This is a genomic window from Hyphomicrobium sp. 2TAF46, assembly GCF_052114865.1.
Lineage (GTDB): Bacteria > Pseudomonadota > Alphaproteobacteria > Rhizobiales > Hyphomicrobiaceae > Hyphomicrobium_B.
On sequence record NZ_JBFRFO010000001.1, the window covers coordinates 19,407 to 45,882 of the forward strand.

Sequence of the window (26,476 nt, forward strand, 5' to 3'; positions counted from 1 at the left end):
AAAATTCCCGACCAATTCATCATTCCGTGCGAATATTGTCCCAATGGGTTCGGATCCATTGAACAGTCTCTCGAATACCCATTTCCAAAGTATGCTGGGATTTAAAGCCAAGCTGGCTTAACCGCGCGATGTCATAGGAGCGGCATTTTTGACCGAGCGGCTTCGACGTGTCCCAGCGATATTCAATGTCGGGAAAATGCTGTGAGATTATAGAAACGAGTTCGCGAATTGTATGCACCTTGCCTGTGGCCAGGTTGTAGGCCCCGGAACCGTGTTCCAGCATTGTGCAGAGGCCTTGCGCAACGTCGCTCGCATATATGAAATCTCGTGTGGGAGACCCATCACCCCAGACTTCAACGACGCTTCCTGACTTTTCCGCATTCGCAAATTTCCAAATGAGCGACGGCACGACATGACCATAATTCGGATCGAAACGATCATACGGCCCATAAATGTTGGTTGAAATAGCGTAGGAAAAGTCGAGCCCAAACTGTCGTTGGTAACACTCTAATTGCACAAGCATGGCGCGCTTAGCATACGCATAAGCAAACTCAGAGCCATGTGGAACATCAACAAGGGCGTCACTTTCCTGGAAGGGATGTCGCACCCGGTCGGAATAGATCGCAGTGGTTCCCATGGCGACGATCTTGCGCGCGCCACACTTTCTCGAAGCGTCGATGACGTTTGTATTTATGAGCATGTTGCGGCGAAAAATATCGCCGGGGAAGGTTATGTTGCCTCCAAGCCCATAAACTGCTGCAGCCAGATGGATGACGCAATCCGGCCGAGCGTCGTTGAATGCGTCCTGTGTGTCGGACGCGTCCTCAAGATTGCAATGTTTTTGGCCGAGCAGCGCAACCACCTCGTAACCCGAAGTCCTGAGATGTTGTAGAAGCGCAGTGCCTACGACTCCCGTCGCCCCAGTTATCAAAATTCTTTTGGCATCGCTCATCAACAGAACCATACCGTGATCATGTTTTTGGTCTCTTGCCGCACGCTCAGGTCCCTATCCTTGCTGACCCGTTGGCAGCCGATCAGGTGGCGGCTGATATCACACTCTGATCAATCATCCAAACGACGATTGGTGGACTCTAATTCGTTTTACATTGATTGAGCGTCACCCCGGAGAGATGGTGACAAATCATCACGGACGTGGGTCGCCTGCGTTTTCAAAACAGGCAAAGTCGAAAACGACTTCGACCGTTTCCACACCGTTTTCACACCGTCTCCACACCGCCTCCACACCGTTTCCGAGTCTGACCAAAACGCGAATTAGAAACGGTGTGTCGAAGTCGTGGTGCCGCCGACTTGTCGCGGTGGGCCACCGCCCACTGTACTTGCGGCCTGTGTCCCGCTTGTCCTACTACGCGTTGGCCAGCTGCAGGGCGACGGCGGCAGAGGTTTTATTTTGGCCCTATGATCGCGATGAAGGCGGGCCAAGGGGGGGGTGTTTTGGTGGGACGGAAACGACTTGCTATTATCAGCAGTTATGACGAAGGCTGTGGCAATGCCTTCTATTCACATGCGTTGAAGCTTGCTTTCCAAGAGCATGTCGATGTCGAGGTGCTGGCACTCGATTTGAACCTTCTCCAAAAGCACGGCGCATTCGTGGAGCAGGCTGCGGACAGGCATATTTACGAACTCGCGTCTCGCCTGCAGAATTTTGACTATGTAAATATTCAATTTGAAGCAGGACTGTACGGCGTGAATCGTTCCAGCATGCTCAGGCGGTTCAAGGTGCTGGCCGACTCTGCACCAAACTTAATTGTAACAATGCATCGTGTGGATCCAGCAACGACCCTCAGGCGATCGCGGGTCAATCATCTTATTTCCGTAGCGACGTCTGGGAAATATCGGAAAGGCATTCGTCACAACGGATATGCTCAGCTTTATAAGGATGTCATAGATTATTGCATGACGCTGAGTACGCAGAAAAACACCTGGATTTGCGTCCACACCAAACGTGAACTACGCCTCATTTCAGAAACCTATAAGAATAGGTACTGCTTTGACTATCCACTGGCATTCCTTTTGCCGGAAACGAGAAAAAATCTTATTGAAAAGTCTGATTCAAAATCCTTTAAGGCCAAGCATGGCTTTGGCTCAGACCAGAAAGTATTGGGAGTATTCGGCTTCTTCGGGAGTTATAAGGGGATCGAGACTGCTATCCGCGCGCTATCGCTTTTGCCGGATGAATACGTCCTTGGTATTTTTGGCGGTCAGCACCCACAAACAATAATGCCTCATAAGGAAATTGATGACTACCTACGCTCAATACTAGAGCTAATGGGCTTCGGTCAGTTTTTTTCTCCCGCTTCCATTGTGGATTCCACCGGAGATCCGAAACACATCGAACGACTGCTGCGTCGGATAAGGTTTGTTGGCTCCCTTCCTGACCCAGAGTTTATGGAGGCGCTTAGGTGCTGTGACGGGGTTCTCTTACCGTACCGGGAGGTCGGTCAGAGCATGTCAGGCGTTCTTCCCTTGGCAATCGAAATGAAGGGGCGGCTATTTTGTGCAAATAACCTATCATTCTCGGAATCGATGAGATACTTCGGGAATGTTGGCGAGATGTTTGATATAGGTAATTTCGTCGAACTTGCACAGAAGATACTCTATTCGCACCGGAATTTTGAACCAGCGCAAGACGCCAGCTACGAACAGCATAATATTCGTAAATTGGCCGAAAGATATTTGCATCATTTTGAGGTAGGTGAGCAGCTAGATCGAACGTAGAGCTGCCGCGGGTGATGGCGATCCTCGGCGTGCCGAAGCTGCTTGGGGCGATGTGAGGCCTCAGCGACCTGGTCAGGATCCTACCGCCAAGCGGCAGCTCCTGCGTTCTCACACAGCCTCTCGGCTTTGCAGACCTAAATAATGACAGTGGCTGCGGATATTTTTGCGACCTTTCTTGGAATTGCACTTGGTCTCGCAAATTTTGATGCTGCAAACATCCAAGCTACATCGGATCTCGTCCGCACGGTGGAGAGCTCGGGCAGGCGCGTCCTTGCGTTTCCACTTGATGGGCGGAAAACCACTTCGGCCGCATAGATGAGTCAACGGCTAGCCCAAATCTCGCCAGCCCCTACAGCGCGATACGGCTTCACTAAAGCGTTGACGTATCGCGGTACTGTCACCGATACGCGGGGAAAAAGTGATGGGCACAGTCTTAGGCTCCGGCAACACAACGCCCGCCCCTAGCGCCGCAAGCGACGCCGTGCCAAACGCTGTACGCTCGTCGAAGTCCGTTGCGAGAACGTCGCGCCCGATCATGTCCGCCAGGAATTGCGCAAAGTATTTGCTGCGGGCGAGGCCGCCGTCGATAGCGATCGAGCGGCCGATCGGAACATGCGCATTCATCGCCCCCACGACGTCGGCGGCGCTTAGTGCGATTCCCTCGAGCATCGCCTGGCGAAGATCCTCCTTCGTCGTCGCTGCCGACATGCCAAGAAACAGGGATGCGGCGGTCCGGTCCCAATGAGGACATGCGAGACCCGATAGTGCGGGCACGAATACGACCCCTCGCTCAATCGCTGCCGGCATGTCGAACCAATCGAGGTCTGCGGTGAGATCCGAAACGAGTCCGATGCGACGCGCCCATTCGATCGCTGAGCCCGCGTCATAGACGCCGCCGTCCACCGCATAAGTCATGCGGCCGCCGATCGACCAGGCGACCGTTGGAAGCAAACCTTTTTCAGGCGCGCGCGTGATCTCTTCACCCGTCACGGCCAAAGCGAAGGCGCCGGTTCCAAACGTGATTTTGGCGTCGCCTGGCTTCCGGCAGCCATGGCCGAAAAGAGCGGCTTGCTGATCGACCACGGCGGCCGTCACTGGGACGCCGTCGATACTGCCGTAGTTGCAGACCGTCGGCCGGATTCCCGGAAGGCACGCGATAGGGACGCCGAAGAGCTCGCAGAGCTCGGCATCCCACTGGCCGGTCTCAAGGTTCATCAGCGATGTCCGAGAGGCCGTCGTGACGTCGGTTGCAAAGTGGCCGGCGAGACGATCAAGAAAGAAAGCATCTGTCGTACCGAGACGCAGATGACCGGCTTCAAGCGCTGTTTTCGCCGCCGGAATATTGTTGATGATCCAAGCGAGCTTGGATGCCGAGAAGTATGCGTCGAGCGGCAAACCCGCTCGCGCCAATGTCAAAGTTTCGGCGCCGCTGTCTTTCAGTCGCGCAACGGCATCGGCTGTGCGATTGTCCTGCCACACGATGACGGGGGAGACTGCCGCACCCGTTCGTGCATCCCAGGCAAGGCAGCTCTCGCCCTGATTATCGAGGCCGATCGCATCGACCTGCCCCGCGGCCTTGAGGCAATGGCGAATGTTCGCCAGCAGCTCTTCCGGATCGTGCTCAACCCATCCAGCGTGTGGGTGGTTTTGCTGATGTGTGACGGCGCAGGCAATCTCGATATTGCCGTTCGTATTGGCGACCAGAACCCGAGTCGAAGTTGTCCCCTGGTCGATCGCTGCTACACGCATGTTGCATCGCTCCGGGATGTCGCTGACCGAATGTCGTCTAAACTGAAGACGACCTCGCCAACGGCCCGATCGAATGCAGGAATGGTCGCTAGGATTCGCCGCTCCGGCCCGGACGTCAACGGTTGCGTCATGATGAGCTGCCCTCGACAACGTGCCGTTAGCGCACCGGAGACATCGTCCGCCACGCGCAATTGCAGATGTGTGAGACCGCCCTTTTCCGGAACAAGGCGTTGCGGCACGACATAGCGAACACCCTCACCCGGTGTCAGCTTGACGGTACGCGCTACCGCCGGCAGCTGCCCCGCGAGATCGGCCGCAACGAACTCAGCGATCCGCCGGCCCTCGCGCCACGACCATCCGGCAGTGTCCACAGGATGCAGAACGTTGCCGGCAGCGAAAATACGGGGCTCGCTCGTGCGCCCGAACTGATCAATCATCGGGCCACCCGTGCCGCGATCGATTGCTAGTCCTGCTGCACGGGCCAGTGTCGCTTCCGGCATAAAACGGCCGGTGAGGAGCACGCCGTCGCATTCCATATCTTTTATGGTGCCATCGGCGCGACGCAGCGTAACCGCCTCGACGCGCCGTTTACCTTTGATATCCGCGACGTGTGTTCCGTATCGCACCGGCACACCGAGCAGGCGGGGTAGCAGCATGGAAATCCGCCGCACCGTCGGTCTGTCGCGATCTTCAATCATGGCGACGGGCGCTGCGCCGATCTTGCGGCACGTCAATAACCCGGACAGCGCCACCAACTCCGTGCCGACGATGACGGGCCGGCGAAACGGCGCCATGTGCTGCAGATAAGCGTAGGACTGGAGAGCGCCGGTATTGAGAACGCCGAGCGGCCGATCGCCGGAAATCAGCCGCGCCGCCCGCGATGTTTCCCTGACGCCGGTCGCGAGAATAACGCGCTTGGCCCGGATCTCAATCGGTCCTCGACTGCTGGCACAGGTGACGACAATCCCGCCGATATGATCGATCCCAACCACGGAGCATCCGAGCAAAAGTTCAACACCGGCACGTTGCGCGCGCTCTGAGAGGCGCCGCGCGTAAACGGGGCCTGTCAATACGCGCCCGAATTCACGCATGCCGAAGGGAGGGTGTCCGCAGTGCCGAGGGATACCGCCGGCCTGCTGCTCGCGGTCGACGACAATGACATTTCGGACGCCAAGGCTCTTTAGCCGTGTCGCTGCAGCGAGACCCGCTGGACCCGCGCCGATAACGAGCACCTCAGCATTGGCGACGTCAAAGGGCGCCGACATCACGCTGCGTCCCCGATCGCCAGTGGGGATGCGAAATGATCCTTGGTCAGTTCGGCAAGTCGCGCGTTACAATAAAAGCCCTGGCACCGACCCATGCCGCACCGCGTGCGACGTTTGAGGCCCCCAAGATCACCGGCTGGCAACGGGCCCGACAGGGCCTGCTCGATTTCACGCAGAGTCACCATCTCGCAATGGCAGACGATCTCGCCGTAGCCAGACGATTGCCAATCCCGCGGGCGGTCTTCTGCCAGATTGGGCACGCGCGGAGTTGCCGGTTCTGCTACCGGCGAATGACGATGGCCCATTTCTTCATAGAGGTTGTAGACGTGACGGGCGATGCCGAGTGATGCGGTCATCCCCGTCGAGCGGATGCCTCCAACTGTGATCCAGTTGCGGTCTGGATAGGTAGAGATGCGATAGCCCTTCTCTTCGGTCGCGGGTCTAAGCCCGGCATAAACGGCAGTAACGTCGACATCGGCCAGCGCCGGCATCATTTCCACAGCGCGCGCGATCAAGGCGCGTAGCGCGTTTTCTTCGACGGTCGCACGTTCGCGATCTTCCTGCTCCTCCGCCGTCGGCCCGACGAGGACGTTTCCGAACGCGGTACGGGTTAGGACGACACCCTTTGTGCGTTCGGAAGGCACCGGCAGGATGATCGTCCTCAGCAGCTTCGCCGCCGCTTTGTCGAAGACGACGAACTGGCCTTTGCGGGGCTTGATCTGAAACGACGCCGCGCCGAGAAGGCGCGCGTCAAGCCGGTCGCCATAGAGGCCGGCGCTGTTAATGACGGTTCGCGCCCGCCGCTCGCCCATGCTGGTCCGGAGGGTCCAGACCTCGCCGTCGAAGGCGCCGGACAGAACTTCTGCCGCGAACGCAATCTCCGCGCCATGCATCTTGGCTTGGAGCAAATAAGCGAGAAATGGCGACCAGGGATCGATGACGTGTTCGCCCGGCACCAGAAGAGCTTCAAGTGCGCGCGGCGAGAGTTCCGGTTCACGACTGCGGATTTCCTCTGCCGTCAGGCGCCGGACATCGCCGACGCCGCTCGCCCGGGCTTGAGCTTCAATACCTTCGAGTGCGGCTCTCTCCGATTCCGACCAGGCGACGACCATCGCGCCCGTCTCTAAGAGAGGAAGATTGAAGCTTTCGCGGATCGCCAGATACTCGGAGTATCCAGCCTGCATGCAACTCAATTCGACGCTGCCTGTCGGCGCATCGAAACCCGTGTGGAGGATGGCGCTATTCGCCTTGCTCGCGCCCGAAAGCAGATCTGTTCCCCGCTCGAGAAGAACCACCTTGGCGCCTTCGAGGGTGAACCGTCTCGCCATGGCGCAGCCAACGACGCCCGCGCCAACGATCGCGACGTCCGCAACAGACATTTTCTTTTGTCCTTTGCCATTCGGCGCGCCGACACTCACGCGCCCTAACGGAAATAAAAAAGCCGCGGGCTTTGAAGCCCACGGCTTTCGCTAGTCTCATACTTAAGCGGACTCGCCGACGGCTTTCTCGGCTGCCGCGATTTCCGCTTGCCGTCTGGCGATTTCGGCGCCGATCGGCGGACCCTTGAAGCGACGAGATTCAAGTCCGAACCACAAGACGATCAGCAGCACGATCAAGCCGATCGCATAGTTGATCAGAATGTCGAACGGCGGCTGGATGCCTGCGTACGCCAGAATAAAAGTTCCGACCACCACCAGGAAGCCCATCGGCTTCGAAAAGACACCGAGGCGGAAAGGTCCGAACTCCGTCCACGTCCTGCCCTCCGCGAAGAGACCCGCCGCAATCGGCATCGCATAGGAAACATAGAGGAAGAGCGCGCACCCGGCCGCGAGGGCGGCAAAGGCCGGTGAGTAGAGCGTGGCGGCGACCGAGAGCACCGCGCCGAGCCAAATCGCCGGAACCGGCGTGCGCCATTGCGGACTGACACGACGCCATAGGCCCGACCCTGGCAGTCCGCCGTCACGAGCGAAAGCGTAGATCATCCGCGATGTCGATGTGAGGCCCGCAAGTGCGCAGATGAAGTTCGCCACGACGATCGAGATTGCAATGAGGTCCTTCAGCCATGTCGGCGCCGGCAGATTGTTGAACATGTTGAACCATGCGGCCGCTCCGTCCTTGGCGGTCGCCGCAAGATCTGGGCTCGCAACGACGAACGAGAGCGCCATCACAAAGCCGAACACCAGCGACCAGAACACCGAATGCAGCATACCCTTCGGCACGCTGCGGCGTGCGTCGTTGGTCTCTTCGGAAGTATGCGCTGAAGCGTCGAAGCCCGTGATCGTATAAAGCGGATAGAGAAGACCAACGAGAAATGCCACAACCGCCGTCCGCGCCGCGGGCACATAGCCGCCGCCCGCATCACCCGTATTGTTGGCAAAAGTGAATGCGTGCGAGAAATTGCCGGCCCCCCAGATGAAAAACATCGCCGTCAGCACGACAGCGACGACGAGGATCAGATAGCCGGAGAAGTCTGTCAGCAGCGTTGTGAGCTTGATACCGAAGTGATTGACGAGCGCTTGCACGGCAACGATGAGGGTCACCGCCGCGACCTGCACGTAGTAGGCGTTGTTATTGATGGCGTTGACTTGGTCAAGCGTCATTCCCGCCGGAAGAGGATCGGTCGATTGTACCGTCCAATTCGTGACGTCGACATGGAACACGCCCGACACAACGAGGTCGCGGAATAGCTGCCACACGCCGACGTCAACCGACGCGACGACGAAGATCAGACCGAGCAGATTGATCCAAGCCGTTGCCCAGCCCCACCCTCGACCGCCGAGGATCGAAGACCAGTGGTAGAGCGCCCCTGCTGTCGGATAGGCCGAGGCGATCTGACCGAGACACGCCGCAACGAGAAGAGCGAATAAGCCGCCGACGATCCAACCAAAGGTCGCTTCGAAGCCGCCGCCCGTCGCCATGGCCAGTGGGAAAGACGTGATGCCACCCGCAAGAATGCAGATGATCGAAAACGAGATCGCAAAATTCGAGAACGCACCCATGCGCCGCGACAGTTCCTGCGCGTAGCCCATGGAGTGGAGGACTTTGGTGTCTTCATCGTGACCCATGCTCAACCCCCAATTGTTGACTTCGGTCGTGATTTATCGACAAATTTCGCCCAAGCGGGCACGATATCTGGCATATGCTCTGCTAGAATGACCGAACAGTCAAATAGAATGACCGAACGAACAGTGGGTATGCGCCCGGAAGCTCGCCGCGAGCGAATTGAACACATGGTCCGCGAACGCGAGCGCGTGACTGTCGATCTCTTGGCCGAACTGCTTGGAACGTCAAAGGAAACGGTCCGCCGCGACCTCACGGATCTGGCGGAGCGCGGTCGCATCCGCAAGATTCACGGCGGTGCAACACTGATCGACCCGCGCCCTCCCGAGACAGACGTAGAAGGCCCCTTTCAAGGCCGTCTTTTGCAAAATGCGGAAGCCAAGCGCGCTATCGCTCGGCGTGCCATCGAGCTTTTCGAGCCGGGCGACACCATGTTTGTCGATACCGGTACGACGACATTGCTGTTCGCGGAACAGTTGGCCTCGGCAAGCGGGTTGACCGTCATCACGAATTCCGCGGCCATCGCTGCACTCGCGGCGCGCGGCTCTTCCAACGCGACGTTTCTGATAGGCGGTGAATATCGCGCCGACGGGACGGAAAACCTCGGCCCGCTTGCGATCGAGCAGATCGGCCATTTTCATGCCACCCATGCCGTGCTGGCCGTCGGTTCGATCGAGACGGTGGGCATTCTCGATTTTGATGTGAGAGAAGCGGACGTTGCACGAGCGATGATTGCACAAGCTCGTTCGATCACGGTTCTTGCCGACGCTTCGAAGTTTGGCCGCGGCGGCTTAATAAAAGTCGCTTCGCTCGATGCCGTGAGCCGCGTCGTCACCGAAGGAGAGCCGCCTCAAGAAATCGCCGGCGCTTTGAGCGACGCCGGTGTGTCAATCGTCAAAGCTGCCTAGTCGCGATCTATGGGAGCAGTGTCTCCCTGTTTCCGAACCTTTTCCTGAATCCATCTTCGCAATTCAGGTTCTAAAGTCCGCTCGCAAAGTTCAAGCTCGTATTCATGCTGGTCATGTCCGCAGCGAGCAGCGGGCGTCTCTGCGAGGCCAAGAAGGCTCGCCGCGCGTGGCTTGGATTGCGTTGGCTTCCATCAACTCAACGACCACCGCCATTTCCCGGGCGACGTCCGAAGCTCTAGGCCATGAGGCCGATACCACATTTGTTTACTTCTACAGTATTGTTCCTCGTGGATCTGTCGGAGTTAGACCGGGGGGCCTAAGCCGACGTCTAAGTTCGAAAAGCTGGGGGCATCTATGTCGCGTTCTTGTGCGGCGCCGTCGCGCCGGACTGTGAGTATCTTTTTTGCGCTTTGCATAAATTCGTCAGCAGGCGTCCTCGCCACAAACGTGGCCGCTGAAGAGCCAAAGCCGACCGAATTGCCACCGGTTTCCGTCGACGTCGGCGATCAAGACAACAAGTCGAATGCCAAAACTGCCCGCAAACCATCTGCAGCCAAAGCGAGGAAAGCGGCGACCGCTAAATCTGCTCGGCCCGCTGACAAAGCCTCACAAGTCGGGACGGCAAACAGTGCGGCTCCCGGTATCAACGACCTCGGAGGGGCTTACGACTCCGTCGACGGAGGCGCGTCACGCGGCTTGAACCAAGTGCCCACACTCGGAAAGACCGGAACAGCGCTCGGTGACCTGCCCGCAAGCGTGCAGGTCATTCCAAAAAAGGTCCTAAACGAGCAAGGCGCGGCAACGCTTCAGCAGGCCGTGACCAACGCCAGCGGTATCAATGCCGGAGGCCAAGACTCACTAGGCTATTTCGACCACTTTCTCATCCGCGGCCTCAACGCTCAGGTCTACAGTGACGGCTTTTCCGATGGCGATCAGTTAGGAGGCCTCTCCCACTCGCTCAATGGCGTGCAAGGAATAGAAATTCAGGAGGGCCCGGGCTCCGCGCTGTTCGGGAGCGGGCCGCCCGGTGGCACCATCAACATCGTACATTACAAGCCGTCATCAGAGTTCCACTACGGCGACAGCTTGCAGGTCGGATCTTTCGGAACCATCACCAATAATTTCTTTGTGACCGGCCCTTCGACTGTTCCTGGTCTCGACTATCGGATCGACGCTACGGTTTCTCATTCGGACGGGTTTCGCGATCTGGAAAGTCAGGACTACGAGATCAGGCCGGACTTCATCTGGCACTTCGGTGATCATACGTTTGAGTTTGCGCTTGATGCCCGTCATCTCGAGCAGACGCCCGATTCCTACGGGCTCATCTATTTCAAGGGCTCGCCGATAACGGGGGTTCCCGTCGATGCGAAGTACTCGACGCCATTTGCCGACGCCACCCAGGACTTCCTTCGCCCCACGTTCACGGACACCTGGAAGGTCAACGACTTCCTCACCATCAACAACCGCTTTTCTTATCTTTATCGTACGCTTGATGCCGTCCGGAACGGCGATAGCACGAGAACTTTCGTGTGCACGAACCCCGCTACACAGAAAGACCCGGTGACCGGGAAAGCGTGCATATTGAATCAAGTGGTCGGCCGACAGCTTCGCCAACAGGACGACACCGATAATGATCTCGACTATCAATTCGAGCCGGTCTGGAAGTTTGCAACGGGTTCAGTGGGCCATACGTTGCTGACTGGGTTCGAGGTTCAGCATGAGAGACTTTCCACGAGCCGGTCGACAGCCGATCTTCCGAACATCGCCGACGCGTTTGCGCCAGTGCCTCCGGAAACATCCGCGAGCGGTCTTACGTTCAAATGCGATGCCTCGCATTCGTGCGACGATGATCACCTCGAGGCGACCTATCTTAGCGTTTACGCGACCGATCAGATCGATGTCACTGATCGGTGGAAGATCCGCGCCGGTGTTCGCAAAGACTGGTGGGATACGTCACTGGATCCGCAGATTACAGTGCCTGGCCGCTTCACGAGCGAAGGGACGCCCCTCGTCGCAGGCGTAACACAAGACAGGGACGACGCGCCGGTAAGTTGGAACGTCGGCACCCTGTACAAACTACTCCCTGGCGTGTCGCCGTATTTTGGCGTCTCGGAAAGCCATCTCACGAACTTCAACTCCGAGAATACGCAGAACGGCATCGGCGCTCCGGAATCGGCGTTCCAATACGAGGCGGGAATCAAATTCTCGATGTCAGATGACAGGGTCGTGCTGAATACCGCAGCCTTCACAATCTCTCGTGACAACGTCGCAACGGCCACCGTTATCAACGGCGTCGAAGGCGTCGTGTTCGACAGTCAAAGGACAAAAGGCGTCGAAGCGTCCCTGGACGCCAGAGTCACGGACCAATGGCACATCCTGGCAAACGTGACTGCACAGGATGCGGTCATCACCAACAATCCTCAAGGTATCACATCAGTCGGCAATCATCCTCAAGGCGTGCCGGCATACATGGCCAATCTTTGGACCACGTACCAATTCTCCATTGCTGGCGTGCGAGGCTTCCAGATTGGTGCCGGGCTGAACTACCGAGACGTGACATTCAGCGACATCACGAACAAAAACTCTGTGCCTTCCTATGTGATCGGCAATGCGATGCTCGGCTACGAGGCGCAGACTTGGGGCGTTACCCTCAACGTCGATAACATCACCGACGAACGGTATTTCGTTGCCGCTAACGGCGCCGGGGCGTTCGTCGGCAATCCATTGAGCGCCTTCGTCAACATCCACTTCAAGAGATGAAAAGCGTGGCCGACTCATTTCGATCTCCAGCCACGCTTCAACTGCTCTTCAGAATGTAATGGTTACACCCGCGTTGAACGAGCGTCCTTGCCCCGGCACCGGCGAGATCAGACCGACCTGTCCCCCCGCCGCATAGTCGGCCCAGTCGACACCGCCGAGTGGCGGGTAATAGAGCTTGTCGAATAGGTTCGCGATACCGAAGTCAAAGCGCACGTTCTGCCATTGATAGCTGGATCGCAAATCGACGAGCGCGTAGCCTGGCGTCGTCGGCTCATGACGCAACGCGTTGACGTCATCTTTGTCTTTGACGAGCGTCAGCTGCACTGCATTCGACCAGTTGCCGAGCTGGTGATTGAGCGTCAATTGCGCATTGAGCGGCATCATGTGATAGAGCGCGTCACCCGTATCGAGGTTCTCGCCGTTGACATAGCCGATAATGCCGGAGAGGCCGAACTGGCCGTATACTGGGCTTTCCCAAAGATTGAGACTTCCCGAAACGTTGACGCCATAAAGCTGCACGGCATGATTGGCAAACTCAAGGGTCACGAACTCGGATGACGGCATATCCATCATGCCCATCCCGCCCATGTCCATGCCGCCGCCCATGCTGGACTGCGACTTCAGGAAGTTCGCATCGATATAGTCCTGCACGTAGGTGTAATACGGCGTGACCTTGATCTCCCATGTGCGACGTGCGCGGTCATGCCAGCCAGCGGTGAAGCTGACCGTATTTCCGATCTCCGGTTTGAGATCGAGATTGCCGACATAGCCGTTGGCATCGCCGTACCAGCCGATCATATCTGCTGCCATGGCTCCCGTGCTCCAGGCGTACCGTTCGTAGAGGTTGGGCGAGCGAGTTTTACGGGCATAGCCGATTTCATATGTCTCGTTGGCCGACGGTTCATAGCGGGTGAGCGCCGTAACGTCGAAGTTGGCGTCGGTGCGCGCATGGCTCCGCGCGTTGAATGCCGCCGCGTCAGCTGCGTACATCGAGCTGTATCCGGTCACGTCGCCGGTATCCATCCACACCATGTCGTTGCGGACCCCGATAAGCGTGCTCCACGCGCGGTCCCAACGGTGTTCCCACTCGGCGAAGGTTCCGAGGCGCTGGCGGGTGCCATGATTGATATCGACAAACGTGTTAGGCCCCATCATTGGATCCATGCCTGCCACCGGCGGCCACCAGTCATTCAGCGTTTGGCGATGGAACTCATTGCCGATCCGCAGGACATCCACAGTCGTCAAAGGTATTTCGGCTTTTACCGAATAACCCGCGTCAGTCCCATCGACGCTCATCGGCATCGCGCCGGATTTGTCTGCCAGCATGTCCATCCGATGCTTCGTCTGATGATAGTAGGCGCGAAAGTCGAGCGTGCCCCAATCGAAGTGCGTCAGGTAACGAGTGTTGAAAAGCCAGGCGTCATTATCAACCATATCCATGCGCTGGTTGACGAACCCCTGATAGGGAACGGAGGCATAGACGCCTTGGAAGGTGAAGAGGTCGGCGCCGTTCTTAATTCCCAACGTCAAGGCATGATTGTAGGCCTGATAGAGAGTCGACCGGACGATGGGGCCGTTATCCCCTCGCGCATAATCATCGGCCTTAGCCCACGCGCCCGTATACCCTAGGCTGATGTTGTGCGTCGCGGCTTCCGCGTGCGCTGACGTCGCAATGCCGTCGCCGTTGCTGCGATAGAATGCAGAGATGCTGCCCGACGTCCGGACGCCTTCACCAAGATCGGCAAATTGCGGAGGGCGCGACTCGACGTTGATCGTCCCGCCAAGGCTGTCGCCGCCTTTGCTGACTGGTGTCACGCCCGCAATCACGTCCGCCGTGCCGATCTGAGACGGATCGATATAGGAGAGCGGTGGATTCATTTGATTGGTGCAGGCTGGCGAGATGACCATGCCGTTGACCAAAACCTTGACCCTGTCGCCGTTGAGGCCATTGATCGCCGGCAGGCTCGAAATCCCACCCGAAGAGTAGACGCTGACGCCCGGCACTTGGGTAAGAAGTTGCGCCGAGTCGCTGGTATTGGGCCGCTGCGACTGGATTGCCTGTCCGGAAAGGCGGGTGGTCGTTAGGGGTACCGCGAGCCCCTTCGCTCCAACGCCGGCAGTCGCGGATTCCGGAGATGCGTCCAGCGGTGTGGATGAAGGAGCTGCCGGCACGGCATTTTCGAAATCCGCATTCGAAGGTCCAGAAGACTGGATTTTTTTCTTAGCCGCCTTTTTGGGAGCTTGGCTTTCGTTTTCTTGTTGAACCACGACGGGTGGCAAAGGTTTGCTTGAAGTCTCTTGCGCCGCCACCGCTCTGCTTTGAAGGCCTAAGGCAACGACAGTCGTCGCAGCTGCGCCAAGCAGCTGAGTTCGCCGGTTACGATACATAGTGCATTTCCCCACGTGACCGCGATCAGCGCGCGCGAATGTATCGGGACGCCGTTTGGTCAGTTCTTGGATGATTTGATTGAGATGTACCGGATCATCCGCAGAAGCAAACGATCCAAATCGTCATCAAGCGCGCGAAGGGGGACCGCGATTTCGCGCCTTTACAAGGAAGACGATTGCTAAAAGCGCTGCTTCGCTCGCATCGATCTTCTGACCAAGCGCGGATAGCGGATTGACCGTTGGCGAGGCTGCGGTGATTGCAAGCTGAAACGCGGCAAGGCCTTTGCAGAAGGGACAATTCGATGTTTTGCCGCCCGGCTGCTCAGAGCGGGATTTGCCGCTCTCGCAGATGACATCGGCGAAACCGCCGAAATCCGCGACAAAGAGAAAGTGCCTTAGCTCGGAAATAAGATGGTTCGGAAGAAGCGCAGCAAAGTTCACGACGCCCAGCAGCGCGAACGCCGCCCAAGCGACACGAAGGTCTCTCTTTCTCCAGGTCCCCACCATAAAAAAACGGTAAGGTGAGATATGGAGGGCGTCAACCGGTTTTAATTTGATGCCATGGCGCTAAACCAACGGCTGCAAAGCCATCGGTGCAATACGCTGATCGAACTTTCACTCGGTGCTGTGCCTCGTGCAGTTTAGCCGTAAAGCACACCCGGCTTGCTTTGCCCGACTTCTATAATGTAGCCATCGGGATCACGAATGTAGCAGCGTATCTCGCCGTATTTGTCTTTCGGCTCCGTGATAAAATGAGCTCCGCGACTTCGCCATAGTTCATAGCACGCTTGAATATCTGCAACGCGGATATTCATAAAGCTGCTGAGTGAATCGGGATCAGGGGGCACGCTGAGAGTCACCGATGGCTTATCCGGTGTGGGGCCGCCCCCGACATTGACAAGGAGCCACATGTTCGCGATCTGGATGTATCCCGGCGCTCCCTTCTCATCTCCTCTGCTCAGAATGCGGCCTCCAAAGACCGTCTCATAAAATCGGGCCGATCGGTCAATATCGGCGACTGTGAGAAAGTATGCGACGGTAAAGCCTTCCTGCGGCGGCATTTGAAAGCTTTGCTGCTCGACTTGCACTTGGGTCATGGATGACTCCAATTCGGATATCCCATTCCCCCGCTCCTCAAAATATGTCGCGCAGTACACGTTTGCAATGAACCGGCATGAACTCGTGCCATGTTTCCGAACGGAATAACTTTTGAAAATTTGTCCGGATCTTGCGCATCCGGGCAAAGGGCATGACCTCCGCCGGTCAAAGCTGTTACCCGCGCGACAGCCCGATTTCTAAATTCCAAGCAAGATTTGGCTAACAGAAGTGCAGACAATGCCATAGCTTTCCAGCTTGCATTCACGCACGCGGGCAACATCAGAACTACGGCTGTAGCGAGGGTCCCTTGTCGAATTTCATCTTTCGGAATTGGCGCGGCGAAAGTCCTTTCTGGACGAGCTTTCTTGCTTGGACGATTGCTCTTCCTCTGCTCATTTTTTTCGTTGTGACCCTTTGGTTGACGCAATGGTCGATGCAAGACACGCCCGTTTCAAGGATGCTGCAGGGAGCCGTTGGATTCCTACTCATCGGGATTGTCAGCATCTGGCAACTTGTTGGCATGTGGCGCGCGAGCGCGCCGGATAGAAGCGCCGGCAGGTGGTGGATGACTCGCTGGCTTGCTCGTACAGTCTCGGTGATCGTGGGAATAGCGGGCCTGCTTATGCTCACGCCTTTTTCGAGCGGCATGGTATCGCTCTATCAAGAAGCGACAGACCAGGATTGGATCGGCCAGCAGGGTCACACCGTCTCGGTGGACGACACCAATCTTCAGATCAACGGTTACTTGGCCTGGGGTGTTCTTGGCGAGGTTTCGCGTGCGCTCGCATCCAACCCCGCCATTCAAACGGTTGTTCTGAATAGTCCAGGCGGTCATGTCGGCGTTGGTACGCGTCTATATGACGAAATTAGATCGCGCAACCTGGACACCTACGCCGAGGAGTTGTGTGCGAGCGCCTGCACGCTCGCCTTTCTCGGTGGTGCGCATCGTTACGTGCGCATCGGCGCCAAGCTCGGTTTTCACGCGGTCGGCGGCGAGGGTGCCAATTCCATCGGCGCCGGAACCGATAAAATCCGATCGTTATTCCAGGAGATCGACGTCCCGGAGACATTCGTCGAGCACGTATTCGCGACGCCATCCGACAGTGTCTGGTACCCAAGTCGAAAGGAACTGCTTGGTGCACACATTGTAACGGACGTCATAAATTGAAGTGCGATGTCTGCCGAGGTCGATCTGTAGTCTGAATGTAATCGGCAGAGGTCACCGCTGACGCGTCAAAGAATCCTCGCGAAGGCCGGCGCTCCGAGCGAAGCCTCCGCAGTCTCAGCCGGGGCTTTGACGGCACGTCGCCTCGGCTGACCCTGGTGTCACGCAAAACGCCGGATCATTGATGGCAGGCACAATGCCGGCGCATGTAGCCTCTCGCCGAGCCCAACATGGCAAATTCCACACGTCCCAAGCGAAATCCAACGATGAAACAGTTATGATCTCGAGTCGCAGCACGAGCTTTAGGCGGAGTGATTCTTTCCGACGCGAATCCAGCTACAAACACATTAGTCTGGCCGCACTAGGCGATCCAGCCGAGTAGTTTACGACAACTGTAAACATAATGAGTTGCGAAGAGGTCAGATGGCGTTGATCCATCTGGTATTTTGGGGCGACTTCTCTCGGGGAAATATTCGGTGCGCACAAGCAATTGTGTCTCGCGGGAGATATTGCGCTGCTTCACGACGAGGCACGCGCTTGCTGAACGGTTGGCAAGCAGTGCCACGGTTTGCCTACTGATTGTAGGGCCTTTGAGTGGGCAGGCTTATGCTCAGTCGGCAGATACCAAATCTCCCGGCTGGAATGGCTTTTACGCAGGCGCCTACATCGGGCAGGCTTGGGGCAAAACCGATTGGAATGCTTCAGCAGGGGCAAGCGGACCCGCGGAATCAGGATCCTTCGGCCTATATAACGCTTTCGATGCGTTCAACGAGACGGGAAGCTGGTTCGAAGGACTAGAAATCGGCTTCAATCACAATCTTGGGAACCAGATGGTGGTTGGCATCGAGGCCGACATGACCGCCCCCGCTTTTCCGAACGTCAATGGCATTTCCATCGGTGGAAGCTCTACCTTCCCCCTTTCCGGTGCGGGCAACGCGACGTATAGCGAGAGCACGCTCTGGGCCGGCAGTCTTCGCGGACGCATCGGCTACACGCTGTCCGATTGGCTCTTCTACGGCACCGGCGGGTTTGCTTGGACCTATAACCAGACGACACTCGCAACCGACTCGGGCACGAACGAACGGCACACTGTATGGCGGCCCGGATGGACGGTGGGCGGCGGCGTCGAAGTGCCGCTTTTGCCCTCTTGGACGGGCAAGATCGAATATCTCTACACCAGCTTCGACAAATCGGACGCTACCTTCTCATCTATCGGACAGCGTGTGGAAGCGAGCTCGGCAGTCCAGCAAGTTCGCGTCGGTTTGAACTATCAATTTGGTGATCTCTCGGGAACATCGGATAAAAAGTTGCAACCGCCGCCGCTCTTGGATTCGGATAACTTTTCGATCCACGGCCAAACGACGTATGTCGAGCAATTTCATCCGGGGTTCCATTCGGCCTTTTCAGGGCCCAACAGCATTCTCGGCGTCGCCGATGCAGAAGAGACTTGGGACGCTGGATTTTTTATCGGCGCTCGGTTGTGGAAAGGCGCGGAGCTCTGGTTCGACCCGGAAATCAATCAGGGCTTCGGCTTTGCCAATACGCACGGTGCCGCGGGTTTTTCGAGTGCAGAGGCCTTCAAGCAGGGACATGCCGAGCCCTATGCTCGAATACAGCGCCTGTTCGTTCGTCAAAACATTGATCTCGGAGGAGAGTCCGAAAAGGTCGACGCCGACATCAATCAATTTGCAGGCACGCATACTGCGAACCGGCTTGTGCTTACATTCGGAAAATTCTCCATTGCCGACATCTTTGATACCAACAGCTACGCGAACAATCCAAAAAGCGATTTCCTGAACTGGTCAGTCGTAAATGCTGGCACGTTCGACTACGCTAGCGACGGTTGGGGCTTCACGTATGGCGCCGCTGCCGAATGGTATTGGGACCGCTGGACACTGCGCGGCGGCATTTTCGATCTTTCCGTTACTCCGGCCGGCGGCAACAGCCCGTTTGGAGGTGATCTCGATCCGAATTTCAGCCAATTACAATACGTGGCCGAGCTTGAGGAACGCCATAAGCTCTGGGGCCAACCTGGCAAGCTGAAGGTCACGGCATTTTTAAGCAATGGCAAGGCCGGGCGCTTCGCCGACGCGATTGCTTTATCTGAAGCGACAGGGCAACCCGCGGACATAGGAGCCGTCCGCCATGATTTTACCAACCGTCCGGGCGTAAGCGTCAATTTCGAACAACAAATCAGCGACACTGTGGGGATGTTTGCGCGTGCGGGATGGGCGGACGGAAACATCGAACCCTGGGATTTCACCGATATCGATACGACCTTTTCCGGCGGCGTTCAGGTTGTCGGCAAGGCTTGGGGCCGGCCCAACGATACGTTTGGCTTGGCTGGTGTCATCAACGACATCTCAGGGATCCATCAGGAATTCCTCAATGATGGTGGCCTCGGCATCCTCGTTGGAGACGGGCAACTGCCGCATCCTTCTTGGGAAAAGATTCTGGAGACCTACTATAGCTACGCGGTTTGCACATCCACGAAGCTCTCCGCCGATTATCAGTTCATCGCCGATCCCGCCTATAACAGCGACCGCGGTCCGATCTCCGTATTCTCCGGCAGGGTCCACACTCAGTTCTGAAGTAGACCAACAATAGAAAGCGGTGATTCCGATCTGCACGGGCAACGCCGGAATCGGCTCAACTTTGATGTGGCGGCGCTAACAAAATTTCTCCAGCAGCCGTCGGCGGATCAGCTCCGAGAGCCTTCGGAAGATTGACCACCACTTTCGTACCCTTGCCAACTTCGCTTTCCACCTCGACGGTGCCGCCGTGGCGATCCACGACCATTTTGACGAGATACAAACCGACGCCAGTGCCAACTATGCCCGAGACATTGCTTCCGCGATGATAGCGTTCGAATAACCGCTTTTGATCCGGCTCTGGAATCCCGATGCCCTCATCGACCACGATTATTTGCACGTGATCATTAAGGTCTTTCGCAGCGACGTTGACCGCCGAACCATCCGGGGAATACTTCACTGAATTGGAGATGATGTTGCTGAACACCTGATGCAGCAATCGCTCGTCTCCAATAATATTGACGTGAGCAACTGCAAAACTTTCGCTGATGGGTGTGTACGAGCTCACCTCTCGATGGAGTTGGCAGACGTCGTGCAGCAGCGAGATAATATCGAATTCGCTGGGCTCGAATGGGGGTGATGCCTCGGCGAGACGCGCAGACTCGAGCAGATTTTGAGTAACATAAGACATCCTCCGCACCGCCGATCGAATCTTCGAAAGTCGGTCGATGAGCTCTTCCCCCGAAATCTTGCCTTTCATCTTCTCCAATCGCCGCGCATGACCATCAATGATCGTCAGCGGCGTTCTAAATTCGTGTGACGCCATTGAGACGAAATTTCTTTGTGAAATGGCAAGTTGTTGCTCATGGGCCAACTGCTCCTCAAGCTTGTTTGCTTGATCGGCGAGCAGGGCTTTACTACGCATGAGATCGACGGCGTTGTTTTGGAAAACGACCGCTGCACGCGCCATTTTACTGATCTCGGTCCTGTGCGAAATGTTGCCGATCTCCACGTCGACGTCGTTGGCCGCGAGGCGGAGCATGGAATCCGTCAAATGCGCAAGGGGCTTGGAAACGGAGTGTCTGATATAGACGAGCGCCACCGCCACAAGCATGCCGGCAATCGATATCGCGGCGCAAATGAGCCAGAATGCATTTGTGTACGCATCGGCCAAACGGTTTTTTGCCGTCTGAGCACTCGAGACGATCTGGTCGGTCAGCGCTCCGAGCGTGTCGCTCGCGGCATCATAGGACATTCGCGAGCTATTTTTGTAATTCATGACAGCAGTCCCCGTGTCGCCACGTTCAACCAACCCCATATGGCGGTCGACAATCTCCCGATAGCCAATCCATTGCCGTTTGAAGTCGGCATAGAGTTTCGCCTCTTTGGAGTTATGACGTATGGCCTCGAACCGGGTTTCGGCTTCGGAAATCGAGCGGTCTAACCCTTCCATCTCCTTGAGGATCGGATCGATCTCGGAAGAACTTGTCGCGAGCAGATAACTGCCTTCGATTGCTCGAAAATCTGAAGTAAAGTTGTTTAGGTCGCCGATCACACGCGTGCTTGGCAGCCAAACATCAGAAACGTCAGCGGAGAGATCATTGAAACCGCTGAGTCGCCAAATGCTGAACGAACCGACAAGCACGACAAGGAAAAGTATGCATAGGAAAATGAAGGTGAGCTGAAAACGAATGGAGTCTCGCCAGTGCATCAGTGAGCTGCCACGCAGAGGTTTTGCCGCATTTTCATTGACTTATCGTTGGTAGCTATCGCTGAAAGCAGTATAATCCTTCAATGTCCGATACCCGCAAGAGAATCCTTTGTGTCGAAGATGATCGCGAAACGGCGGTGCTGATCGCCGAGGAACTTCGCGATTTGGGCTACGAGGTCGAACTGGCCTACGACGGTCATCAGGCCTTCGCGTCTATCTTGCGAGACCCTCCCGATCTCGTCCTATCGGATATCAACATGCCCGTAATGTCGGGCTTTGAGCTATTGGAGAAGCTCGTCGGGCTGACGTCTCGGTTTTCCGAAATGCCTGTTATCTTTCTTACCGCCCTGGCGGACCGCGCGAATGAACTCAAAGGACGTCAGCTTGGCGCCGACGATTATGTCACCAAACCCATCGACTATGAAATACTTCAGACCATCTTGACTGCCCGTCTCGCTGGCATCGCGCGCAAGGCCTATTGGCCTCAGAACGTCGTCTTGAGCGACCGGGAAAGCGAGATTCTGACGTGGATCGCGCGAGGCAAGACGTCGGCAGAAATTGCCTCCATTCTCGGCCTCACGAAACGCACGATCGATTTTCACGCGGATAGTGCGCGAACGAAACTCGGCGTCGCCACCCGGACCGAAGCGGCCGTCAGGGCGGTTGCTGAAAAGCTTATAAAGACGTGAGGCCTTGGCCCGACGCCTCAGATTGGCTTGCAGGCGTTTGTAATCCTACCACACAGCAAGAATGCATATGATCGCAAACGGAAGGACGATCATTCCCAAATAGACCCACGTCCGGCATGCCTCGTTGTTCGGCGCCCCCACGAACATTTGGGCGCCAACAAATATGCATACGGACATTCCAAGAACGAGCCGCAAGAGATCCAAGGGCGCTTCGTACGCGGACCACAGTGTCTTGCTTTGTGGAGCGCTAACCCGGGCGGTAAGGACGAGCAACGCCAAAATGATCAGAAAACGTAAGCCCAGCCCCACGATGCGTACACCCGGGGAAACCGGCCGTCCTACCTGGTTTACCTCACGGAAGAGAGCCATACTCCCAACCTCAGAGCCAAGAATACACAAACAAAAATAATCTTGTCGTCGCGATCCCGCAATACCGGCGCGTCGAAAGCACGACGATTTAGATGGTAAATTTTATCGGAATTTGCGGCGCATCTGGGTTCCGTTGATCGCCGCCTGCGTGTGCGGAATGGCTCCGGTCACGATTGCCGGGCCCCGCCCGAGTTCTTTCTGTCTGGAAATCTGCGGATTTGGAGCGTTGAGCTTTGTCGCCGGACGAACTTGGACGTGCTGGGGCGCGGTCGGTCCACCTGGAATGCGAACGCCGATGGTATTTCTGGTGCCATCGATGGGAGTTCGGCGAAGAGCGGGAGATGCCGATGAGTTGTTGACCGCCGGTTTTTTCGATCGGCCGATCGCACCTGCGAGATCATCGATGCGCTTTCGAACGAGCGTCTCATCCTCCTTCAGCATGTGGTCAACTCCTGGCACCCCATCTCCCTGCGGCGGTTGGGAGACAACGTTCTTGTCATTGTCCACTTTGTCATTGTCCACTTTGCCTTTGGCGTCCACATTGCCCTTGGCGGGCTCCGGCGTCTCCGCCTTGCCGGACGGATTAGGGCGCCTCAAGAAGATGCGAGTCTGCGCGGGCTTTGCGCGGTCGGAATTGTCGGTTCCGTCCGGCGCCTGCGTTCTTGGCCGGCCCTTCGATTGTGGCGCCGCCTTCCCAATTTCGGACGGCTTTTCAGACGATTTCGCCTGCGACCCCTCCGCCGCCCAAACCGCATGCAAGGGGCAGGCAGCAAGCAACACGAACATCGAAAGGCGGCGTCTGAACGTCATCAGATCCTCCCATCGTCAAGTTGAACCTTCGCCCGTAGCTGGCGGCTCATCCCTCTCGAGGAAGAATGTCAGAACGGCCGGCACCGCAATGAGTAGAACGATGGGGCCGATGAACATTCCACCCACCACTACCGTCGCTAGAGGACGCTGGACCTGGCTACCGATACCGGTCGAAATGGCGGCAGGCAAAAGGCCGATGCAGGCGGAAAGCGCCGTCATCAACATTGGGCGCATGCGCTGCTCAGCGGCGTGGAACATCGCGTCGATAGTCCTCATACCGCTGTCTCTCACTTCGTGGAAGTAAGTCATGATCAATATTCCGTTCATCACCGACACGCCGAAAAGCGATACGAACCCGACCGCGGCTGAAACGCTGAAAGCAAGTCCGCTGAAATAGAGCGCGAGGATGCCGCCGCAAGCCGCGAAGGGGATTCCGGCAAGCACCAAAAGGCTATCTCTGAGTGAATTGAACAAGCCGTAGAGGAGAACCAAGATCAGCAAGACACTGAGCGGGACTATGATTTCGAGACGCCGCTTAGCAACTTGGAGCTCCTCGAACTCGCCCGCCCAAACGACACGATAGCCTTGTGGCAGTTTAACGTGCTCTGCGATCCGTTGTTGAGCCTCCGCGACGGTGCTGCCGAGATCTCTTCCGCGAATGCTGAATTTGACGGGGATGTATCGCTGCGTCGCCTCGCGATAAATGAATGAGGCCCCGCTCTCGATTTTAACATCAGCAAGCTCGCTCAACGGAACATAGGCGTTCCTGCCCGAGGGCGTCATGTAGCCGACTTTGATCCTCTTGATCGCTTCCAAATCGCTCCGGTCGGCCGAAGCGAGACGAACGACAACACCGAATTGACGATCTGCTTCGAGAAGTGTCGTAGCTTGGGTGCCGCCCAACGCCGCCTGCACGACAGTATTGACGTCGCCGACGTTCAGGCCATAACGCGCAGCACGTTGCCGATCAATTTTTATGTTCAGGTTCGGCTGTCCAAGAACCCAGAAGACCGCGAGGTCTTCGATACCTTGGACCTGCTCCAGTTCATGCTGCACTTGTCTTGCAAGCGTCTCCAGCACCTGCTGGTCACGGCCAATTATCTTGACAGAATTTTCGCCTTTCACACCCGACAGCGCTTCCTCAACGTTGTCTTGGATGTATTGCGAAAAATTGAATGTCACACCGGGCATCACAGCAGCGAATTCCTGCTGAAGTTGATTGACGAGAGTATCCTTCGTTAGGCCGGCAGGCCACTGGTCGAACGGCTTAAGCGGCGCGAAAAGCTCGACGTTGGAGAACGGCGAAGCATCGCTTCCGTCGTCAGGCCGGCCGTGCTGCGAGACCACAGTTATGATTTCAGGGTGTCGAAGCAGAATTTCGCGCATCTTTCGAACCATTGGCTCGCCGGCCTCGAGCGCTATCGTCGGAGGCATTGAGGCGCGGATCCAGAGGTTGCCCTCCTCGAGATGAGGCAAGAACTCACTTCCCAGTTTTGATGCAATGAACCCGCTTCCAGCGAGGAATGCGAACGCTACTGCAGCCATCAGCCGGCGATGACGAAGCGACCATCGCAACATGGGAGTATACATTCTGCGGAGAATGCGAACGGTAATGGTCTCGACCTCCCGGACTCTCTCGGGCAACAGGTAAGATGCGAGGGCCGGCGTAACCGTGAAGGTTGCTATCAACGCACCTATTAGTGCGTAGCCGTAGGTTCGGGCCATGGGACCGAAGATCTGTCCCTCGACGCCTTGCATCGTAAACAGCGGAACGAACGCCGCAACCGTAATGGCTGCCGAGAAGAACACGGGCTCACCGACCTGCAATCCGCTCGCAAGGATGATCCGCAAGCGATCCGTCCATGCGCCAGCGCCTCTAACGGGGTGAGTGGGATCCGCTCCAAAACGTCCCTCCGTCAGTTGATCGATGATCTGTTGGCGAGTCTCGGCACTGCCCTGAAGATTACGGAAAATATTCTCGACGAGGATCACGGCCGAGTCGACGATTATCCCAAAATCGACCGCACCGACGGATAACAGGTTCGCGTCTTCTCCGGTAAGAACCAGAATAATGACGCTGAAAAATAGTGCGAACGGGATATTTGTTCCGACAATAATCGCACTGCGCAGGTCCCCTAAAAAAACCCACTGAATTAAGAAAACAAGGAGGCACCCGAAGACGAGGTTATGAAGGACGGTGTGGGTGGTGACGTCCACGAGCGTTATGCGATCATAATAAGGGACGAGCTTGACGCCTGCCGGCAGGCTTCCGTCGGTGTTTAATTTCTCAACTTCCGCTTTGATGAGAGGCACGACTTCGTTGGTGTGATAGGTGCGTCCCATGACGACAATGGCCAATGCCGCATCATCGTCGAGATCGCGCCCCGCTATGCCCAGGCGCGGCCTATAACCCACCGCAACCTTCGCCACGTCCTTGACCTGAACCGGAACGCCATTGACCTGCGACAGCACGACATTTTCGATGTCGCTGACTTTAACGCCCTCGGTCAAATTCTTTTCACCACCGCTATCGAACAATCCAATTCCGCGAATATTCACGGACTGTTGGCCAATAGCGATTTCACGGCCGCCGACATTGATATTTGCATTGCCGAGCGCACTGATAATTTGCGGTATAGTTACGTCGTAGGCATCGAGCTTGTTGAGGCTCACATCGACGTCGAATTGCTTTGTCGTACCGCCCCATGAGTTGATCGCAACGACACCGGGGATAGTCGAGAGGCGGCGGCTCACGATCCAATCCTGAACCGTTCGCAAATTTGTGAGCCCGAAATTCGGAGGACCAACGAGCTGATACCGATAGACCTCGCCCACCAAACTCGAGCCTTGAATGGTAGGAACGACGCTGTTCGGTAGGCTTACATTTTGTTGAAGGTTGAGGGCCGCCCGCGTGTAGGCTGTATAATAGTCGACCCCCCAAGCGAACGTGACCCGCACGAATGACAATCCGTAGAACGACGTCGATCGGATGTTGACGACTCCTGGCGTCGAATAGAGACCGACTTCCATCGGTATCGTGTAATAGCGCTCCATCTCTTCAGCCGAGAGACCGGGCGCTTGAGCGGTAATCTCAAGAATCACCGGGGCCGGATTCGGATAGGCTTCAATATTGAGCCTCGAAAAGGCGAAAAGGCCTGCGGCAAGAAAAACAAACAAGCTCAAGAGAACGATTGGCCGGCGAACAAGCGCGAAGGCTAGGATGTCTTTAAGCATGCC

At 56.7% G+C, this 26,476-nt stretch carries 17 protein-coding genes; 6 read left to right on the top strand and 11 right to left on the bottom strand.

Translation table 11 applies throughout. The features are described 5' to 3' along the window. Positions 1-19: 19 nt before the first annotated feature. The gene (locus AB4Z24_RS00110) at positions 20-952 is read right to left on the bottom strand and encodes an NAD-dependent epimerase/dehydratase family protein (protein WP_441704893.1); all 933 of its coding nucleotides are present in this window, start codon (positions 950-952) and stop codon (positions 20-22) included. A 464-nt stretch (positions 953-1,416) separates the two neighbouring features. Here AB4Z24_RS00110 and AB4Z24_RS00115 point away from each other — a divergent pair, with 464 nt between their 5' ends. Then, positions 1,417-2,736, top strand: coding sequence for a hypothetical protein (locus tag AB4Z24_RS00115; protein WP_441704894.1), 1,320 nt, complete (start codon positions 1,417-1,419; stop codon positions 2,734-2,736). 327 nt (positions 2,737-3,063) lie between these two features. Here the strand turns inward: AB4Z24_RS00115 and AB4Z24_RS00120 are convergent, their stop codons facing one another. The 4 genes from AB4Z24_RS00120 to AB4Z24_RS00135 form a co-directional block, all read right to left on the bottom strand. Beyond that, positions 3,064-4,485: an FGGY-family carbohydrate kinase gene (locus AB4Z24_RS00120; protein WP_441704896.1), complete on the bottom strand. Its 1,422-nt coding sequence runs from the start codon at positions 4,483-4,485 to the stop codon at positions 3,064-3,066. Then, a complete protein-coding gene (locus AB4Z24_RS00125) occupies positions 4,476-5,750 on the bottom strand; it encodes an NAD(P)/FAD-dependent oxidoreductase (RefSeq protein WP_441704898.1) in 1,275 nt (424 codons plus the stop codon). Before AB4Z24_RS00125 ends, AB4Z24_RS00120 begins: the two co-directional genes overlap by 10 nt. Then, a complete protein-coding gene (locus AB4Z24_RS00130; protein ID WP_441704900.1) occupies positions 5,750-7,129 on the bottom strand; it encodes an NAD(P)/FAD-dependent oxidoreductase in 1,380 nt (459 codons plus the stop codon). Before AB4Z24_RS00130 ends, AB4Z24_RS00125 begins: the two co-directional genes overlap by 1 nt. A 102-nt stretch (positions 7,130-7,231) precedes the next feature. Continuing rightward, positions 7,232-8,815, bottom strand: coding sequence for an amino acid permease (locus tag AB4Z24_RS00135; RefSeq protein ID WP_441704901.1), 1,584 nt, complete (start codon positions 8,813-8,815; stop codon positions 7,232-7,234). Positions 8,816-8,923: 108 nt separating this feature from the next. On the opposite strand from AB4Z24_RS00135, the gene AB4Z24_RS00140 reads away from it, so the two are divergent. Together AB4Z24_RS00140 and AB4Z24_RS00145 are read left to right on the top strand one after the other, a co-directional pair. Then, complete coding sequence (locus AB4Z24_RS00140; RefSeq protein ID WP_441704902.1) at positions 8,924-9,718, top strand: DeoR/GlpR family DNA-binding transcription regulator; 795 nt, start codon at positions 8,924-8,926, stop codon at positions 9,716-9,718. Between the two features lie 705 nt (positions 9,719-10,423). Next, complete coding sequence (locus AB4Z24_RS00145) at positions 10,424-12,478, top strand: TonB-dependent receptor (RefSeq protein WP_441706031.1); 2,055 nt, start codon at positions 10,424-10,426, stop codon at positions 12,476-12,478. Between the two features lie 48 nt (positions 12,479-12,526). Here the strand turns inward: AB4Z24_RS00145 and AB4Z24_RS00150 are convergent, their stop codons facing one another. From AB4Z24_RS00150 to AB4Z24_RS00160, 3 genes are all read right to left on the bottom strand, one after another. Next, a complete protein-coding gene (locus tag AB4Z24_RS00150) occupies positions 12,527-14,650 on the bottom strand; it encodes a TonB-dependent receptor (RefSeq protein ID WP_441704904.1) in 2,124 nt (707 codons plus the stop codon). 342 nt (positions 14,651-14,992) lie between these two features. Further along, the gene (locus AB4Z24_RS00155; RefSeq protein ID WP_441704905.1) at positions 14,993-15,307 is read right to left on the bottom strand and encodes a DUF2946 domain-containing protein; all 315 of its coding nucleotides are present in this window, start codon (positions 15,305-15,307) and stop codon (positions 14,993-14,995) included. Positions 15,308-15,507: 200 nt separating this feature from the next. After that, the gene (locus AB4Z24_RS00160; protein ID WP_441704907.1) at positions 15,508-15,963 is read right to left on the bottom strand and encodes a VOC family protein; all 456 of its coding nucleotides are present in this window, start codon (positions 15,961-15,963) and stop codon (positions 15,508-15,510) included. A 566-nt stretch (positions 15,964-16,529) separates the two neighbouring features. Between AB4Z24_RS00160 and AB4Z24_RS00165 the strand changes: the two genes are divergently transcribed. Further along, on the top strand, positions 16,530-17,132 hold the full coding sequence (locus AB4Z24_RS00165; protein ID WP_441704908.1) for a hypothetical protein: 603 nt from the start codon (positions 16,530-16,532) through the stop codon (positions 17,130-17,132). Positions 17,133-17,719: 587 nt separating this feature from the next. After that, entirely contained in the window at positions 17,720-19,720 is a 2,001-nt protein-coding gene (locus AB4Z24_RS00170) for a carbohydrate porin (protein ID WP_441704910.1), read from the top strand. Positions 19,721-19,778: 58 nt separating this feature from the next. Here the strand turns inward: AB4Z24_RS00170 and AB4Z24_RS00175 are convergent, their stop codons facing one another. Continuing rightward, positions 19,779-21,371: a sensor histidine kinase gene (locus tag AB4Z24_RS00175; RefSeq protein ID WP_441704912.1), complete on the bottom strand. Its 1,593-nt coding sequence runs from the start codon at positions 21,369-21,371 to the stop codon at positions 19,779-19,781. 83 nt (positions 21,372-21,454) lie between these two features. Between AB4Z24_RS00175 and AB4Z24_RS00180 the strand changes: the two genes are divergently transcribed. Continuing rightward, positions 21,455-22,060, top strand: coding sequence for a response regulator transcription factor (locus AB4Z24_RS00180; protein WP_441704914.1), 606 nt, complete (start codon positions 21,455-21,457; stop codon positions 22,058-22,060). Positions 22,061-22,531: 471 nt separating this feature from the next. Here the strand turns inward: AB4Z24_RS00180 and AB4Z24_RS00185 are convergent, their stop codons facing one another. After that, positions 22,532-23,239, bottom strand: coding sequence for a hypothetical protein (locus AB4Z24_RS00185; RefSeq protein WP_441704916.1), 708 nt, complete (start codon positions 23,237-23,239; stop codon positions 22,532-22,534). A gap of 15 nt (positions 23,240-23,254) precedes the next feature. Then, positions 23,255-26,473, bottom strand: coding sequence for an efflux RND transporter permease subunit (locus AB4Z24_RS00190; RefSeq protein ID WP_441704918.1), 3,219 nt, complete (start codon positions 26,471-26,473; stop codon positions 23,255-23,257). Positions 26,474-26,476: the final 3 nt, after the last annotated feature.